Here is a 15,864-nt window from a genome sequence, read left to right as displayed (position 1 = left end):
TGGTAATGGCGAGGAAGACCCAGGCATGGAAACGTGGACGGGGAAAACAGTACTGATCACCGGAGCGTCGGTTGGCATTGGCGAAGCCTTTGCCCGGCGCTTCGCGCGGGAAAAGGCCAATTTGGTGTTGGTTGCGCGCCGGGAGGATAACCTCCGCCGCCTGGCGGCTGAGTTGGCGAAGCAGTATGGCGTGACCGTGGATGTTCTGGCCAAGGACCTGAGCCTGCCGGAAGCTGCGGCCGACGTGTTTGAGGAAACCGAACGGCTTGAAGTCCGGGTGGACGGACTGATCAATAACGCCGGCTTTGGCATCGGGGGACGCTTTGTCGAAACCGACCTCAAGCGCAACCTGGACATGCTCCAGCTCAACATTGTGACCTTGACCGAACTCACCCATCGGTATCTGCCGGGCATGCTGGCGCGGCGGCAGGGCGTGGTCATCAACGTGGCATCCACGGCGGCTTTCCAGGCGGTTCCGTACCTCGGCGCTTACGCGGCTACGAAAGCCTACGTTCTGAGCTTTTCTGAAGCGCTGCACGAGGAGTGCCGCGAGAAAGGCGTTTTGGTCATGGCGCTGTGCCCTGGCGCAACGGCCACGGAGTTTTTTGATACGGCCAAGATGGCGGAAGGCACGGCCCGCGACATGCTCCGCCGCGCTCAGACGCCGGAAGAGGTCGTCGAAGCCGCCTTTGCCGGCATTCGGCGGCGCAGCAGTTCGGTCGTTTCCGGCTTCACCAACAGCCTGTTGTCTCAGGCAACGCGATTTGTGTCACGGGACATGGCGGCTCGCATCGCGGGCAACATCATGAAAGCGCGATGAGCTTACGCTTTGAAGTGAGCGTCCGAGACCCCACCACGGAAGCTCGGCGCGGCCGGCTCATCACGACGCGCAGTGTCATCGAGACACCGGTCTTCATGCCGGTTGGCACGGCGGCAACGGTCAAGGCGCTCACGCAGGAGATGCTCGAAGCGCTGGACGCACGCATCATCCTGGCCAACACCTACCATTTATTCCTGCGCCCCGGTCAGGCGGTAATCCGTGACTTGGGTGGGCTACACCGCTTCATGGGATGGCCGCGCTCGATCCTCACCGACAGCGGCGGCTACCAGGTCTTTTCGCTTGGTGAACTCCGTACCGTCAGTGAGGAAGGCGTTGCTTTTCGGTCGCATCTCGACGGAACCAAGCTTTTCCTGTCGCCCGAAGTCTCGATGGAGGTTCAAATCGCCCTTGGCTCGGACATCGTCATGGCATTTGACGAATGCCCACCCTATCCGGCGACCCATGACCAGGTGCGCATCTCGCTTGAGCTGACCGAACGTTGGGCGCGTCGCTGTCGGGCGTACTTTGACGCCCATGCCGACCGTGACCGGCAATCACTCTTTGGCATTGTGCAGGGCGGTATCCACGCCGACTTGCGCGCGCGCTCCCTGGAAGGCCTGCTGGACATTGGCTTTGAAGGCTACGCGATTGGTGGTCTGAGCGTCGGCGAGGAGAAGCGCCACATGTATGACACGACGGCCTTCATCGCTCCCCGGCTGCCGGCCGACAAGCCGCGTTATTTGATGGGCGTTGGAACGCCGGCCGACTTGGTCGAATCCGTTGCCCGTGGCGTGGATATGTTTGACTGTGTGATGCCGACGCGCCACGCCCGCAACGGGACGGTCTTCACCACGACCGGACGGCTCAACCTGCGCAATGCGCGCTACATCCAGGATGAGCAGCCGCTTGACGCCGAATGTGCGTGTTTTGTCTGCCGCCGCTACTCGCGGGCCTATCTGGCGCATTTGATGCGCGCGGGAGAAATCCTTGCCTCGGTCTTGGCAACCTACCACAACCTTCACCACTATCTTGACCTGATGCAGCGGATTCGGCACGCTCTGGAGCAGGGCGCTTTCGGTCGCTTCGTGACCGAGTTTCGCCATCGGCAGCTTTCATCAGAGGAGTCTATTTGAGCATGAATATCGTTTTGGCACAGGGTGGCGGCGGAGGCTTTCTCATTCAGCTTGTCCCAATCCTGGCCATGGTGGCTATTTTTTACTTTCTGGTCATTGCCCCGCAGCGCAAGCGCCAAAAAGAACTCGAACATATGCGCAACAACCTGAAGAACGGTGACCGGGTCATTACCGAAGGGGGCATTTACGGGACGGTCTCCGGCATCAATCAGAAAGAAAGCACCATCCACCTGCTCGTTGCGCCATCGGTCAAAATCGAGTTCTCGAAAAACGCCATCATTGGTCTCCGGGAGCAGCCACGCAAAGAAGGCGAAAACTGAGAAAGACCGAACCCTATGCTGCCGTGCCTCGCGCTCTCTGGAACGTTCCCTTCAGTCCATTTCCTCGTCTTCATCACCCTCGTCATTGTCTTTCTCTGGATTGACCTGGCTTCTGGGCAAGGTGACCGACCGGTTTCGATGACCAAAGCCGCGGTCTGGTCGGTGATTTGGGTTGCGGTCTCGCTGGGATTTGCTGGGTATGTGGCGGTTACCCGTGGGAACGACGACGCGGTGCTGTTCATCACGGCTTACGCGCTGGAGAAATCCCTTGCCGTGGACAACCTTTTTGTCTTCATGGCGATTTTTTCAGCCTTTGCGATCCCAGAGTACCTACACCATCGCATTCTGTACTGGGGCATCATCGGCGCGCTGCTATTCCGGGCGCTTTTCATTGGTCTGGGCGTTGGGCTGCTTTTCGGGGCCGGCGCGCTAGGCACACTGACCGTGTTTGGGTTGCCGATTGAACCTCAGCGCGTCATCTTTTTCCTCTTTGGTCTGGTTATCCTCTGGTCGGTCTATGCGCTCTTTCGGGCAGGTCACCGGGGAACGACCGAGGAAGCCCCGGATTACACGAATCACTGGGCAGTTTTCTTCCTGCGCCAATTCTTCCCCAATCGGATCGCCACCCAGCTTGACCGCGGGCGCTTTCTCACCAAGGTCGTGGATGGTCAGGGCAACCATCGGCATGCGTTGACACCGGCTTTTTTGTGCCTCCTGGTGATTGAAGCCTCCGACATCATGTTTGCCTTTGACAGCGTTCCGGCCATTTTTGCCGTCACGCAGGACCCGTTTCTGGTTTATACCAGCAACATCTTTGCCGTGCTGGGCTTGCGCTCGATGTACTTTCTCGTGGCCGCGGCAAAACGCATGCTCATTCACCTCGACAAGGCAGTGTTCATCATTCTTGCTTTCATCGGCGTCAAAATGTTGGCCCTGGCTTTTGACTGGTTTCATTTGCCACCGCTCGTGAGCCTAGGCGTGGTCCTGGGACTCCTGGCGCTGGGCGTTGGGGCATCGCTCTTTGTCAGGCCCGGGCAGGTCGGCAGTGAAATCTCCAAGTGAGGTGGTTTTCCCCGTTTGAAGCCTACAACCTGAAGTTCAAACCCTTGACAGCCTAGCGCGCGGTTCCGTAGTCTATCCGTTCGCTTTGCTTCCGACTTCAAGGGGCTTTGGGTGTAAGTTTTTGACCTCTTGGAGTGCTAGTCCATACGTCGGAAAGCGGCGGGGACTGATGTGCCGTTGAGGAGACTATTTGATTTGCCATGAGTGAACCAACCTCTGAGCCGACAACTGCAACCGAACCAACCGAAACGACGCCGGCGGTGCCGACCGAAGCCACTGCTGAGCCGCGCTTTACAGTGCGTCGGCGCGCGCACAAGGCCTATACCGGGCAAACCTTCGTTCCCAAGGGTCCACTGCCCGAACCAGACCGCAAGTGGTTCCTGGTTGACGCGACTGGGCTGACGGTCGGACGGCTGGCATCGCAGATTGCTCCAATTTTGATGGGCAAGCATCATCCACGCTACACGACGTTCATGGATATGGGGGATGGCGTTATCATCATCAACGCCGAGAAAGTGGTGTTTCGTGGCAACAAGTGGGACCAAAAGCTCTACCGACGGCACAGTGGCTATCCGGGGGGGCTACGCGAAATCAAGGCGAAAGACTTACTCGTTAGGTTTCCTGACCGAATTTTGCAACATGCTATCGTCGGCATGTTGCCCAAGACCAAGCTTGGACGCCAAATGGCTAAAAAGCTTCGGATTTATGCTGGCCCGAACCACCCGCACCGCGCGCAACAACCGGAAATGCTCAAGCTTGACACCCTTCGCGCTTCATAATTTCGGGGGTGGCTTCAAGCCTCAGCCAAATCGTCCCAACCGGGACGGGCAGGCGAGTAAGCGCGGATGTGTGACGCAAACGCGAATGATTGCGATTTGAAGATGAGGTAAGTAAAGCGTGGGGATGCTCATTCAGTACTATGGAACAGGTCGTCGCAAAACAGCCACGGCGCGCGTTTATCTGCGTCCGGGCGACGGCAATATCACAATCAACAAGCGCACGTTTGAAGGCTACTTTCCCAACGAAACCCTGCGAATGATCATTCGCCAGCCGCTCCAAGTAACAGAGACATTGGGCAAGTTTGACGTTCTCGTGAGTGTTTCGGGTGGTGGCGTTTCTGGTCAGGCCGGGGCGGTTCGGCACGGGATTGCGCGGGCGCTGCTTCAGTTCAATGTCGAGTTGCGTCGCCGACTGAAAAAAGCCGGTTTTCTGACGCGCGACCCACGCATGAAAGAGCGCAAAAAGTACGGGCAGAAGGGCGCGCGCAAGCGCTTCCAGTTCTCGAAACGGTAAGCCACGGCGAAATGACTGTGGCAAGCGGCGATGGCTGTCCACCGTGGCTGCATCGCTATTTCATTGCCGCGCGATGGGTGTGTTCCAAGCTGATACGCCAATCAGTTTGCGTCTCGCGCGGCGAGTACATCAACCATCCACCACACAGGCTCAGGCTTGTATGAGAAAGGCGGTAGCGAGTGGCAGTTGCAGTAACGATGAAGGAATTGCTCGAAGCTGGTGTTCACTTTGGGCACCAGGTGCGGCGATGGAACCCCAAGATGAAGGAATACATCTTTGGGGAGCGCAACGGTATCTATATCATTGACCTCCAGAAAACCCAGCGTTTGCTCCGTGACGCCGTTCGCTTTGTGACGCAGACTGCGTCCGAAGGCGGAACGGTGCTGTTTGTCGGAACGAAGCGCCAGGCCCAAGACTCAATTGCCGAGGAAGCGACCCGCTGCGGCATGCCTTATGTCAACCAACGGTGGCTAGGTGGGTTTCTCACAAACTTCCAGACCATCCAGCGCTCGATGAAGCGCATGCGCGACTTGGAAGCCATGCGCACGGATGGGCGTTATCAATCCCTGACAAAGAAAGAGGTGCTCCAGCGCGAGAAAGAGTTTGCCAAGCTTGAGCGAAACTTTTCTGGCATTCGCACGATGAATCGTCTCCCAAGTGCCATTTTCATCATTGACACCAAGAAGGAAGAAATTGCGATTGCCGAAGCCAACCGGCTTGGTATTCCGGTGGTGGCGGTGGTGGACACCAACTGCTCCCCGCTTGGGGTTGACTACGTCATTCCAGGCAACGACGATGCACTTCGCTCGGTGCGGCTGATCAGTGCCAAGATTGCCGATGCAGTGATTGAAGGGCGCACGATGGGTATCGAGAAAGGCGATGGCGGTAAAGCTGAGGTCAGCAATCCAAGCCTCGGCGCAGGTGCCAGTGTAGTTGTTGGGGCAGGCGCGATGAGTGAATCTCTGCCACCAGCGGCGACGGGTCCGGTGGCGGCCACGGTTGAAGCCGTACCAGCATAAGGCGTGCGCTAGCCAACGTACACTTTATCTAACATACACTTTTCTAAGGGGAAGTTTTCATGGCGGATGTGAGCGCAGCGGCAGTCAAAGCCCTTCGGGAGAAGACCGGAGCCGGCATGATGGAATGCAAAAAAGCCCTTGAAGAAGCGCAGGGAAATGAGGAAAAAGCCATCACTATCCTGCGTGAACGCAATAAACACATCGCGGGCAAAAAAGAATCCCGTGTGGCGGCGGAAGGTCTCGTCGAGGCCTACATTCATACCGGCGGGCGGATTGGCGTTCTGGTCGAAGTCAACTGCGAGACTGACTTTGTTGCCCGGAGCGATGATTTCAAGGATTTCGTCCGAGATGTCGCGCTTCAAATCTGCGCGCTCAACGCTGATTACATTTCAGCCGATGAAATCCCAGCGGACATCCTTGCGAGAGAACGCGAGATTGCGCGTGTGCAAGTGGCCGCCGATCCAAAGACAGCCAATAAACCGGCCAACATCATCGAAAACATTATCGAGAGTCGCATCAGCAAATTTCGCGCGGAGACCTGCCTGCTCGAACAGCCATTCGTCAAAGATCAGAGCGTGACCATTGCGGAACTGGTCAAGCAACTGATTGCTAAAACGGGTGAAAACATTCGTATTCGCCGGTTCGTTCGCTTCAAGATGGGCGAGGGCATCGAAAAGAAAACCGATGATTTCGCCAGTGAAGTAGCGGCGATGACGGCCAAGCAGTGAACACCAAACGCCCCATGCCAATGGGGCGTTTTTTTTGTAAGGTCGGTTTGCAGAGTCAAGGACCACGGCGTGAACGTCTCGCAGTGAAAACTGGTCAATCGGTAAGTCGAGACCTTCGGCCAGGATTTTGGAGCAGTTGCACTTATGGATATCTTGCCAGCCTCGCCACGCCCATTGGCAACGCCTCCATTGCCAGCTTACAAGCGTATTCTGCTCAAGTTGAGTGGTGAGTTCCTCGAGGGGAAGCGCGACTTTGGTATTGACCCAGTCACGGTGCAGGAAGTTGCCGAACAAGTGCGCGATGTGCATCAGCTTGGCATCGAGCTGGCGCTGGTGGTCGGCGGTGGAAATATCGTGCGCGGCGCGGAGGCTAGCGCTGCTGGCATGGATCGGGCCTCGGCTGATTACATGGGCATGCTGGCGACGGTCATCAACAGCCTGGCGCTGCAAAACGCCCTCGAGCAGCTTGGCCTGGCTACGCGCGTCGTCTCGGCTATTGAAATGCGCCAGGTTGCCGAGCCGTTTATTCCACGTCGCGCCGTCCGGCATCTCGAAAAAGGGCGCGTCGTCATTTTCGCCGGGGGAACGGGTAGCCCGTTTTTCACCACTGACAGCACGGCCGCGCTCCGCGCCTGCGAAATCAAGGCTGATGTGTTGCTCAAGGCCACCAAGGTGGACGGTGTTTATACGGCTGACCCGACGAAGGATGCCAGCGCCCGGCGCTATACCCATGTCACCTATCAGCAGGTCTTAGAGCAGGGGCTTAATGTCATGGATGCCTCGGCCATTGCCCTGTGCAAAGACAATGGACTGCCCATCATTGTTTTTGACCTGCTTACCAAAGGCAATATCTACCGCGTGGTAACCGGGGAGCCAATCGGCACGCTGGTCAGCATCACTCCGCCTTCGGCAATTGCCTGCGCGTCTTGAGCGCGTCTAGGTAGTGCGTGTTCACCCGACTTGACCGGCCCTGCCTCACGTTGGTTTCTCTGGCAGCCACTCATGATAAAACCCATAGCTGACGACAACTTGTGATTGTAACGAGGAACCCGATGACAACTCAGGAGATACTAAAAGAAACCGTTCACCGTATGGAAGCCACGCTTGAAGATGCTCGTCGCCGATTCAGTGCGCTGCGGACGGGGCGGGCTTCAGTTAGCTTGCTGGACGGTATTCAGGTTGAATCCTATGGCACGCTGATGCCACTCAACCAGTTGGCCACGATCAGCGCTCCTGAACCGGCGCTCATTACCGTTCAACCGTGGGACACTTCCTTGCTCGGCGCTATTGAACGGGCGATTCAATCGTCAGACCTTGGCATCACGCCATCCAATGATGGCAAGATCGTCCGCCTTCCCATTCCTCCGCTTACCGAAGAGCGGCGGAAGCAGTTGGCCCGAACTGTCCGCGACACGGCCGAAGAGCATCGCACGGGATTGCGCAACATTCGCCGTGATGCCAATGAGGATGTCAAGAAGTTACTCAAAGAAAAGCTCGTTTCGGAAGATGAGCAAAAGGCAGTGCTTGATCAAATCCAGAAACACACCGACGCCTTCACGCAAAAACTCAACGATCTCGCCAAGGCCAAAGAAGAAGAACTGATGCGTGTCTGATGTGTTGTCAGGCGGCAAGACGCCAGCGGCCTGAGCGCTGGCGTTTTTTGTAAATCCTTGTTGAAAATGATTGTCAAATTGAATATAGACGGATTAGTCCTAGTTACTCAAGCCAGGATGCGCTCGGCGCAGCTCACAGACGTGATGCCTCAACTTGGCTTTCAATAAGGAATGTACCAGTATGAACGCGCGTTTTTACCTTGCCCAGTGGCGGTTCATTGCCGCAGCCGGCAATGGCTCTTTGCGATTGACAGCTTGCCTTGGTTGGCTTTGCGGCGTGTTTTTTCTTGGCTTTGTTCTCGGCGGAGCTAACCTGGCCGCCTTCGCCCAGACGAGTGCTGCCCCGATGGTGAGCGGACGGGTTGTCACCACCACCGATGCGCCCATTGCCGGTGCGACCGTGCGCCTGCGTGGGTTGACGGCTGGGGTTGTCCAGTCCGTTCAAACCAACTCGGATGGCGGCTTTCAGTTTGAACAACTGACGCCAGGCGACTATGAAATCACCATCACGGCCGACCAGTACCAGACGGTGACCAAGGCACTCAAAGTCAGTGGCTCCGAGGTTGCGCCCCTGACTATCCTGCTTGACATTGCACCCCTGGCGGAAAACATCATCGTTGGCATCAACAGTATCATCGGCACAAGCGAGTCACTGACGCGCGTGCCAGGAACGGTTGATATTCTCGATGACCGGACGCTTCAAACCAGTCGTGTCTTCAACGTCAACGAAGCCCTGCGCAAGCTGCCCGGCGTTCATGTCCGTGACGAGGAAGGTTTTGGCCTTCGACCAAACATTGGCATCCGCGGTCTCAACCCCACCCGCTCCACGAAAGTGCTCCTACTGGAGGATGGTCTGCCACTGGCGTTTGCGCCCTATGGCGACAACGCCTCGTACTACCATCCGCCGATTGAACGCTTTGAAAGCATCGAGGTTCTCAAAGGGTCGGGACAAATTCTCTACGGCCCGGTGACAGTCGGTGGCGTCATCAACTACATCACGCCGAATCCACCGGATACTCCCAGCGGCTCACTCCTGCTTGTGGGCGGCAATCGAGATTATTTCAACGGCATCTTCACCTACGGCTGGAAACTCGGCAACACGGGCTTTTTGCTCGACTTCATGCGCAAGCAAGGCGAGGGTGCGCGCGACAACACCCGGAGCGGGCTGTACGATTTCAACTTCAAATCGGTCTCGACCTTTGGAACCCGGCACGTCTTGACCTTCAAAGCCAACTACTACGATGAAAACTCGCGGGTGACGTATTCCGGCTTACGCGCGGATGAATATGCGGCAAACCCACGGCAGAACCCCTTCCGCAATGACGCAACCGATTTTAGGCGCTTTGGCGCGGCAGCCGTCCATAGCTTTGTGGTCAACTCCAACGTCTTGCTCACCACCAGCGTCTATGGCGCAACGTTTGACCGGGACTGGTGGCGGCAATCGAGCAATTCGGCGCAGCGTCCGAACCGCATCGGCGTTGGCGGATGCCGTGGGATGGTGGACCTGTTGACGACCTGTGGCAATGAAGGTCGCCTGCGGAGCTACTACACCTTTGGCGTCACGCCCCAGGTTCGGGCGACCTTTGGGTTTGGGCGGCTGCGGAATGAGCTTGACGCTGGATTCCGCTATCACCGCGAGAACCAGGAACGGCGGCAGGTCAATGGCAGCACGCCGACGGCGCGGACCGGGGTCACGGTCGAAAATAACTTCCGTGGCAACGACGCCTTTTCCGGCTACATCCAGAATCGCTTTGTGCTTGGCGACTTGACCATCACGCCGGGCGTGCGCGTCGAGCGGGTGTCATTTGTCCGGGCCAATCGTCTGGCCAGTGGTGGTCTTGGCGCACGCGGGGAGATTGTCTTGACCCAAGTCGTGCCGGGCATCGGCGCTTCTTACAACATCAAGCAGCGGGCGACCGTGTTTGCCGGTATCCACCGGGGCTTCGCTCCGCCGCGAACCGAGGACATCATTTCAAACACCGGCGGCGTCGTGGACCTCGACCCAGAACTGAGCTGGAACACTGAGGTCGGCGTGCGCAGCGTCCCGGTGCAGGGCATCCGACTGGATGCGTCCTACTTCCGCATGAACTTTTCCAATCAGATCGTTCCGGCCAGCCTGGCGGGCGGCGTCGGCGCCACGCTGACCAACGGCGGCAAGACCTTGCACCAAGGACTCGAACTTTTTGGGCGTGTGGATAGTGGAGTGTTGTTCAAGTCAGCGCACAACGTCTTTGCGCGCTTCAACTATACCTTTGTCGGCGATGCGCGCTTCGAGGGACGGCGCTTCAGCAGTGTTTCAGGTTTCACGAATGTCCTTGTGACTGGCAACCGGATTCCTTACACCCCCAGGCATCTGTTTACCGGTGCGTTTGGTTATTCGCATGCGCGCGGTTTTGACGTACAGGTAGAGGCCGTCCACGTTGGCGAGCAGTTTGGGGACGATCTCAACCTGCGTCCCAACTCGCCCGTGAACCCGGCGGTTTTTGCCAACGGGCAGTTGGGGACGCTTCCTGCCTACACGATCTGGAACGCATCGGCCAATTACCGGGTTGAACAGTGGCGGACGACATTTTTCATTACAGCTAAGAACCTCACGGATCGGCTCTACATTGCCGACCGGGTTCGGGGCATTCTGCCCGGGCCACCGCGCCTAGTGCAGGCCGGATTTCGGCTCAATTTTTGAGTGTGAGCAAGGCAGTGAGAAGGTGGCAGTCATCCTTGCCACCTTGAACAAAGGATCATTTGCTTCATCTACCTATTGAGGCTCTTGACCCTAAGCGAGATAGCTCGTATAGTTCGTAGGTACCAGTTGCAAATTCAATGTATCCGTTGTTGCCCTGAGGTGACTTCCCGAGCAGTTGGGCAGCTTTGCCGAGGATGAGACAACGGTGGCGCTCCCTCTGTGGTTCAACCCCTGGGGGGCGTCCCTCTCTGGGTTGTCTTGCATGCCTCGACTGTAGACGAAACGCGACTTGGGGCGCGATTGGGGCTGGCTTGTAGAAGAGCAACAGAGATTGAGGCATTGATTGAAGGTAGTGACACCAATGCTTCTAATCACTCAAGGGTTGGGCAAGAAGGATATGACCTGAGTTCAGAAAAAAGAAAACAAGCAACCAAATTCTATGTAAAAGCATGCTCAATGCAAATAACACCACAGAGCAGGTATTCATAATCAATCAAGGGATCCCAAACAGCGAGCATTGAGCGAAAATTCTTGAGATAGGACTAATGCTAAAGTGACATACTACAGGAGCTTCTAGGTAAGTTTGTAAATGATTGATACTCAAACACTGAAACCAAATTTGAAGCGATTTTTCCTATGCTAATAATTACCAAGTACAGGAAAATAACACTTGTAAGCTAAAAAAAGCACCCATTATAAGAAGTTATCGCAATCCTTCAACATTCCGATAGGGGGCGGAACATGAGAAAGTCAATCTCAATTGCTCTATTGATCTGTTTGATCCTAAACATCCCAGCTATAGCCGGTATAAGTAGTAAGAAAGCTGCTTACCATGGGGGAACTACCAGAGACAAAGATTTTCCTGGGGTAAAAGATATCATAGAAGGAACACTAAACACAAGTGACGAGGAAAACCTGATATTTGAATATAAGCTCAACGATGTAGATAGAAAATACATAATTCCTTACAAGCAAATAATTGATATCGAATATGGACAAAAAGTTGGCCGAAGAGTCGGCGCAGCTATTGCAACCGCAGTACTAATAAGTCCGGTAGGATTATTCTTACTCTTTTCAAAGAAAAAGAAACATTTCCTAACAATAGGATACAAAGATAACGAAAATAAAGAGCAGGTTGCTGTGTTTGAGCTTGGGAAAGATATTGTGCGCACTACACTTCCCGTTCTTGAAGCGAGATCAGGCAAAAAGATTGAATTCCAAAGGAGTGAGTAAACCCTAAATGTATAAGTGAGAAGGAAGATGACTTAGCACCTTAACCACTCGATTCAGAGTATATGCGACTACAATGCTTCACCTTGGGGTGGGACTGGCTTCGCCAGAACTCAAATGCGTAGGAACGGCGGTGAATAGCGACAAGCATTCGCCGCCCTGAGACAGGTAGAAAGCACATCAGAAAGCCTATGTTGGACAGCTTAGGGTTGATTGGTCGTTAGGCGGCTAAACATAGCGAGCGCCTTGATACGTTGGTGACCGTGGTCAACCACGGGAGATGGGTAATCCACGCCGATGATACAGCGAAAGGCACGTTGCAGGTCGGTTGACATGAGCAATGGCTCGTGAATCCACCGATCCGGTACGGCGCTCAGTTCTGGGACGTACCGCCGGACATACGCTCCGGTCGGGTCAAACTTCTTTCCCTGCGCAATAGGGTTGAAAATGCGGAAGTACGGCTGGGCATCCGTTCCGGTCGAAGCGGCCCACTGCCAGCCACCGTTGTTGGCTGCCAGATCGCCATCCACCAGATGCTGCATGAAGTGCCGTTCACCCCACCGCCAGTCAATCAAGAGGTCTTTGGTCAAAAACGAGGCGACGATCATCCGGGCGCGGTTGTGCATCCAGCCGGTTGTCAGCAGTTGACGCATGGCTGCATCCACGACCGGAAAGCCGGTCTTTCCCTCACACCAGCACTCAAACCACTCTGGACGGTTTTCCCACGCCAGTTCATCGTAGGCACGCTTGAACGCCCCGCCTTCAACATAGGGAAAGTGGAACAAAATCTGGCGATAAAAATCACGCCAGACCAGTTCTGAAATCCAGCCCTCCAGGCCTGGCGAACCGTTGGAGAATGCTTCGCGGGCTGCCCAGTAGGCACGCCGTGGGGACAGACATCCAAACCGCAAGTATGGCGATAGCCGAGAAGTCCCCTCTTCAGCCAACCGGTCGCGCGCGCTAGCATAGTGCTCCAAACCGTTTCGGATAAAATCAGATAGCCGCGCTTGCGCGGCCGTTTCACCACCCGGTGGGAGCGTTGCCGCCGTGGCAAAACCAAGATCGGCCAGGGTCGGCAACGGCTCACCAAGTACGTCCGCCGGTGTTCTGAGCTGGGTCGGGGCCGGACGTGGGTGCGCTACCGACTGCGGTAGGACAGCTTTTTTGTACGGCGTGAAAACGGTGTAGGGTGTGCCGGTCTTGGTCTTGACGCTGTCCGGTGCGGTCAACCCGCCGTCCTCAAAACTAACGACGGCACACTGTCCTTCCAGGCGGGTCGCCACCCGCGCGTCCCGCGCTAGCGCAAACGGCTCAACATCGCGGTTGAAATAGACCCCAGCGGCACCGGTTTCTGCAACCAGTTGGGCCAACACTTCCTCTGGTTGTCCGCGCCGTAGGACAAGCCGGCTCCCACGTGACCGCAGGTTGCCATCTAGGTCGTGCAGACTTTCCAGAAGAAAGGCCACTCGGTTAGACGCCGTGTCTGGGCGACGCAAAATGGCATCATCAACGATGAAAACCGGAACGACTTCTTCAGCGGTTGCGTAAGCGGTGAGCAGAGCCGTGTTATCGTCAAGCCGCAGGTCGCGTCGAAACCAATGAATGATGCGTTTCGTCATAGGTGATTGCTAAGTCAAGGCGGCCGACAGTGACCTAGGTTGCCGTGCCGCGCCGTGATTTGAGAACCACAACCCTGTCAGGAGTAAGTCTTTACACATGCAGGACATCAACGAAAGCTTGCCTTCCGAAGCCCCGGCCCCTGTTTCGTCATCAACCGTTTGGCAACGCCTGGGCGATGTCTTTTTCTCGCCAAGGGCGGTCTTCGCAGCACTGCGTCACAAACCTGATTTTATGGCGCCCATGATGGTCATGGCGATCTTGACGGTTGGCTTCTCGGTCTTTTTCACCTTTTGGGTCAAGGTTGATCCCAGGGAGGTCGCCCGCCGCGCCATCGAGCGGCAGCTTGAAAACCAAGGCAAGCGGTGGAGCGACCTGTCCGACGCCGAACAGCGTCAGTTCGAGCAAGGCATTGCCTTTAGCGCCGGACTCCAGCGCTTTGCTCCGGTGGTCGGTGTGGTGGCCGGCGTGGCGGCGACGCTGACGCTAGCCGGGTTATACTACCTCGGCATGCTGCTGGTGCGGGGACAATCGAGCTTTGTGCAGGTGCTTTCGGTGACGGCTTACGCGACCTATGCCACGGATAGCGTCAAGTATGTCCTGAACTTGCTCATCGTGCTTCTCCGCCCACCGGATGTGGAGCAAATTCTCAAGGCGCGTGGCAGTTTCGTCATCAGCAACCCGGCGGCGCTTCTGCCCGAATCGTTGCCGGCCTGGTGCCTGGCAGCCGTAAGCTGGGTGGATTTGTTTTCGCTCTGGTTCATAGCGCTCATGGCGATTGGGTTGGCCGCCGTGGCTTACAAGAAAACCCCGCGGCAAATGGTGATTATCCCGGCCGGGTTGTGGCTGCTCGGCCTCATCGGATCGGTCATATTTGCCCTTGTGACCGGCGCAAAGTGAATGACTTGCCGCACTGTGCGGCACAGGGTAGGATGCACTCCCCACGTGGGACTTTAGCTCAACGGTTAGAGCAGCGGACTCATAATCCGTTGGTTGTAGGTTCGAATCCTACAAGTCCCACCACGCACCTCACCGTCGGTTGCAGTATCGAACACAAGCCATGGCGTCGGCTTTTGAAAAAATGCCGTTTGGCGACACCGGTTTGCGGGTGAGCCGGATCGGCCTTGGTTCAAGCTACGGCATTGGCGCGCGCGAAGTTGAAGCCGCTTATGAACGCGGCATCAACTACCTCTACTGGGGGTCCATCCAGCGCCCTGATTTTGGCAAGGCCATTCGTCGGCTCGCGGCGCGCGACCGGGAAAACCTCGTCGTTGTCGTCCAGACGTACACGCGCGTGGGCTTCCTGATGAAGCCGGCACTGGAGTCGGCGCTGCGGGAACTCGACACCGACTACACGGACATTTTGCTGCTCGGTTGGTGGAATGCCGTGCCGCCCCGCCGCATCCTCGACGCGGCCTTGCGCCTCAAAGCCGCCGGGCGCGCCCGCGCCATCATGATCTCATGCCATGAGCGCCGGATGTTCAAGTCATTCATTGACGACCCGGCGTTTGACGCCATTATGGTGCGGTACAACGCGGCGCATCCCGGCGCTGAGGCCGAAGTTTTCCCACATCTGCGTCAGCGGCGCGTCGGCGTGACGGCCTATACGGCAACGCGGTGGGGATCACTGCTTGACTCGCGGCTGACGCCAAAAGGTGAACGAACTCCCAGCGCGGCTGACTGCTATCGCTTCGTGCTTACGAGCCCACATGTGGATGTGTGCCTGGCTGGCCCCAAAGACGCAGCCGAACTTGAAGCGGCTTTCACGGCGCTTGAACAAGGCCCAATGTCAGACGAGGAACTAAGCTGGATGAAGCGGGTTGGCGCGGCCGTCCGGGAGCATCACCGGCAACCTTGGCTGGCGCGGTTTGTTTCGGATTTGACTTCCTGAGCTATGCCAGTCCCTTTAGTCCGGGGTGGAGTCCACCAGGGCGACGGCTTTGATTTCAATCAACAAGTCCGGGTGTGGTAACTCGCGGACGGCAACCGTCGTCCGGGTCGGCCCGGTCGTTGCGCTGAAATAGCGGTCATAGACGGCATTGAAGGCTGCGTAGTCGGCCATATTGACCAGAAAGACGGTTACATCCACCAGATGGTCAAGGTCGGCGCCGGCCGCCCGCAAAACAGTTCGCAGATTTTCAATCACGGCTTCCGTCTGCTCGGCAATGTCGCGGATGACCTGCCCATCGGGTGTGCGGGTCACGCCGGCAAGCGTGTCGTCCGCCCGGCGGGACGACAAGCCAGAAACAAAGAGAAACGCTCCCGCCCGTCGGGCGTGGGGATAGTTCGCCCGCGGACGGGCAAAGTCGGTCACAATAATGGTATCTTCGCGCATGGCTTACCGGA

At 56.7% G+C, this 15,864-nt stretch carries 16 protein-coding genes and 1 tRNA gene; 15 read left to right on the top strand and 2 right to left on the bottom strand.

Annotated features, from left to right (window positions below; all coding sequences use genetic code 11):
- Positions 1-25 precede the first annotated feature (25 nt).
- The 12 genes from J8C06_RS09300 to J8C06_RS09245 all read left to right on the top strand — a co-directional run bounded on the left by J8C06_RS09300 (position 26) and on the right by J8C06_RS09245 (position 11,904).
- Positions 26-820, top strand: coding sequence for an SDR family NAD(P)-dependent oxidoreductase (locus J8C06_RS09300; protein WP_211428424.1), 795 nt, complete (start codon positions 26-28; stop codon positions 818-820).
- Positions 817-1,953, top strand: a complete 1,137-nt coding sequence (gene tgt, locus J8C06_RS09295; RefSeq protein WP_211428423.1) for a tRNA guanosine(34) transglycosylase Tgt — start codon at positions 817-819, stop codon at positions 1,951-1,953. The genes J8C06_RS09300 and tgt overlap by 4 nt, the downstream gene beginning before the upstream one ends.
- Positions 1,954-1,955: 2 nt before the next feature.
- Positions 1,956-2,273, top strand: a complete 318-nt coding sequence (yajC, locus tag J8C06_RS09290; protein WP_211428422.1) for a preprotein translocase subunit YajC — start codon at positions 1,956-1,958, stop codon at positions 2,271-2,273.
- Positions 2,274-2,288: 15 nt separating this feature from the next.
- Entirely contained in the window at positions 2,289-3,335 is a 1,047-nt protein-coding gene (locus tag J8C06_RS09285) for a TerC/Alx family metal homeostasis membrane protein (RefSeq protein WP_211428421.1), read from the top strand.
- A 200-nt stretch (positions 3,336-3,535) separates the two neighbouring features.
- Positions 3,536-4,114, top strand: coding sequence for a 50S ribosomal protein L13 (rplM, locus tag J8C06_RS09280; protein WP_211428420.1), 579 nt, complete (start codon positions 3,536-3,538; stop codon positions 4,112-4,114).
- A 118-nt stretch (positions 4,115-4,232) separates the two neighbouring features.
- The gene (rpsI, locus tag J8C06_RS09275) at positions 4,233-4,628 is read left to right on the top strand and encodes a 30S ribosomal protein S9 (protein WP_455423696.1); all 396 of its coding nucleotides are present in this window, start codon (positions 4,233-4,235) and stop codon (positions 4,626-4,628) included.
- Positions 4,629-4,807: 179 nt separating this feature from the next.
- Complete coding sequence (rpsB, locus tag J8C06_RS09270; RefSeq protein WP_455423695.1) at positions 4,808-5,647, top strand: 30S ribosomal protein S2; 840 nt, start codon at positions 4,808-4,810, stop codon at positions 5,645-5,647.
- A gap of 59 nt (positions 5,648-5,706) precedes the next feature.
- Complete coding sequence (gene tsf / locus J8C06_RS09265) at positions 5,707-6,375, top strand: translation elongation factor Ts (protein WP_211428419.1); 669 nt, start codon at positions 5,707-5,709, stop codon at positions 6,373-6,375.
- Positions 6,376-6,519: 144 nt separating this feature from the next.
- The gene (pyrH, locus tag J8C06_RS09260) at positions 6,520-7,305 is read left to right on the top strand and encodes a UMP kinase (protein WP_211428418.1); all 786 of its coding nucleotides are present in this window, start codon (positions 6,520-6,522) and stop codon (positions 7,303-7,305) included.
- Positions 7,306-7,466: 161 nt separating this feature from the next.
- Complete coding sequence (gene frr / locus J8C06_RS09255) at positions 7,467-7,988, top strand: ribosome recycling factor (protein ID WP_246602021.1); 522 nt, start codon at positions 7,467-7,469, stop codon at positions 7,986-7,988.
- 181 nt (positions 7,989-8,169) lie between these two features.
- Positions 8,170-10,671: a TonB-dependent receptor domain-containing protein gene (locus J8C06_RS09250; protein WP_211428416.1), complete on the top strand. Its 2,502-nt coding sequence runs from the start codon at positions 8,170-8,172 to the stop codon at positions 10,669-10,671.
- A 741-nt stretch (positions 10,672-11,412) separates the two neighbouring features.
- Positions 11,413-11,904 (top strand): hypothetical protein, encoded by a 492-nt coding sequence (locus J8C06_RS09245; protein WP_211428415.1) that lies wholly within the window; start codon positions 11,413-11,415, stop codon positions 11,902-11,904.
- A gap of 200 nt (positions 11,905-12,104) precedes the next feature.
- On the opposite strand, the gene J8C06_RS09240 is transcribed toward J8C06_RS09245, so the two are convergent.
- A complete protein-coding gene (locus J8C06_RS09240) occupies positions 12,105-13,520 on the bottom strand; it encodes a cryptochrome/photolyase family protein (RefSeq protein ID WP_211428414.1) in 1,416 nt (471 codons plus the stop codon).
- Between the two features lie 97 nt (positions 13,521-13,617).
- Between J8C06_RS09240 and J8C06_RS09235 the strand changes: the two genes are divergently transcribed.
- From J8C06_RS09235 to J8C06_RS09225, 3 genes are all read left to right on the top strand, one after another.
- Entirely contained in the window at positions 13,618-14,418 is an 801-nt protein-coding gene (locus J8C06_RS09235) for a YIP1 family protein (protein WP_211428413.1), read from the top strand.
- 47 nt (positions 14,419-14,465) lie between these two features.
- Positions 14,466-14,541, top strand: a tRNA-Ile gene (locus tag J8C06_RS09230).
- Positions 14,542-14,578: 37 nt separating this feature from the next.
- A complete protein-coding gene (locus J8C06_RS09225) occupies positions 14,579-15,409 on the top strand; it encodes an aldo/keto reductase (RefSeq protein ID WP_211428412.1) in 831 nt (276 codons plus the stop codon).
- 15 nt (positions 15,410-15,424) lie between these two features.
- Here J8C06_RS09225 and J8C06_RS09220 read toward each other — a convergent pair whose 3' ends face one another.
- A complete protein-coding gene (locus J8C06_RS09220) occupies positions 15,425-15,853 on the bottom strand; it encodes a RidA family protein (RefSeq protein ID WP_211428411.1) in 429 nt (142 codons plus the stop codon).
- Positions 15,854-15,864: the final 11 nt, after the last annotated feature.

Source organism: Chloracidobacterium validum (assembly GCF_018304825.1).
Lineage (GTDB): Bacteria > Acidobacteriota > Blastocatellia > Chloracidobacteriales > Chloracidobacteriaceae > Chloracidobacterium > Chloracidobacterium validum.
This window is presented reverse-complemented; position numbering and strand designations above follow the sequence as displayed.

Bases quoted from the DNA above. Each gene is read 5' to 3' on its own strand.
- pyrH (WP_211428418.1), top strand. From the start codon at position 6,520: ATGGATATCTTGCCAGCCTCGCCACGCCCATTGGCAACGCCTCCATTG.
- frr (WP_246602021.1), top strand. From the start codon at position 7,467: ATGGAAGCCACGCTTGAAGATGCTCGTCGCCGATTCAGTGCGCTGCGG.
- J8C06_RS09285 (WP_211428421.1), top strand. From the start codon at position 2,289: ATGCTGCCGTGCCTCGCGCTCTCTGGAACGTTCCCTTCAGTCCATTTC.
- J8C06_RS09250 (WP_211428416.1), top strand. From the start codon at position 8,170: ATGAACGCGCGTTTTTACCTTGCCCAGTGGCGGTTCATTGCCGCAGCC.
- tsf (WP_211428419.1), top strand. From the start codon at position 5,707: ATGGCGGATGTGAGCGCAGCGGCAGTCAAAGCCCTTCGGGAGAAGACC.
- J8C06_RS09245 (WP_211428415.1), top strand. From the start codon at position 11,413: ATGAGAAAGTCAATCTCAATTGCTCTATTGATCTGTTTGATCCTAAAC.
- J8C06_RS09235 (WP_211428413.1), top strand. From the start codon at position 13,618: ATGCAGGACATCAACGAAAGCTTGCCTTCCGAAGCCCCGGCCCCTGTT.
- J8C06_RS09300 (WP_211428424.1), top strand. From the start codon at position 26: ATGGAAACGTGGACGGGGAAAACAGTACTGATCACCGGAGCGTCGGTT.
- tgt (WP_211428423.1), top strand. From the start codon at position 817: ATGAGCTTACGCTTTGAAGTGAGCGTCCGAGACCCCACCACGGAAGCT.
- rplM (WP_211428420.1), top strand. From the start codon at position 3,536: ATGAGTGAACCAACCTCTGAGCCGACAACTGCAACCGAACCAACCGAA.
- J8C06_RS09220 (WP_211428411.1), bottom strand. From the start codon at position 15,853: ATGCGCGAAGATACCATTATTGTGACCGACTTTGCCCGTCCGCGGGCG.
- J8C06_RS09225 (WP_211428412.1), top strand. From the start codon at position 14,579: ATGGCGTCGGCTTTTGAAAAAATGCCGTTTGGCGACACCGGTTTGCGG.
- yajC (WP_211428422.1), top strand. From the start codon at position 1,956: ATGAATATCGTTTTGGCACAGGGTGGCGGCGGAGGCTTTCTCATTCAG.
- J8C06_RS09240 (WP_211428414.1), bottom strand. From the start codon at position 13,520: ATGACGAAACGCATCATTCATTGGTTTCGACGCGACCTGCGGCTTGAC.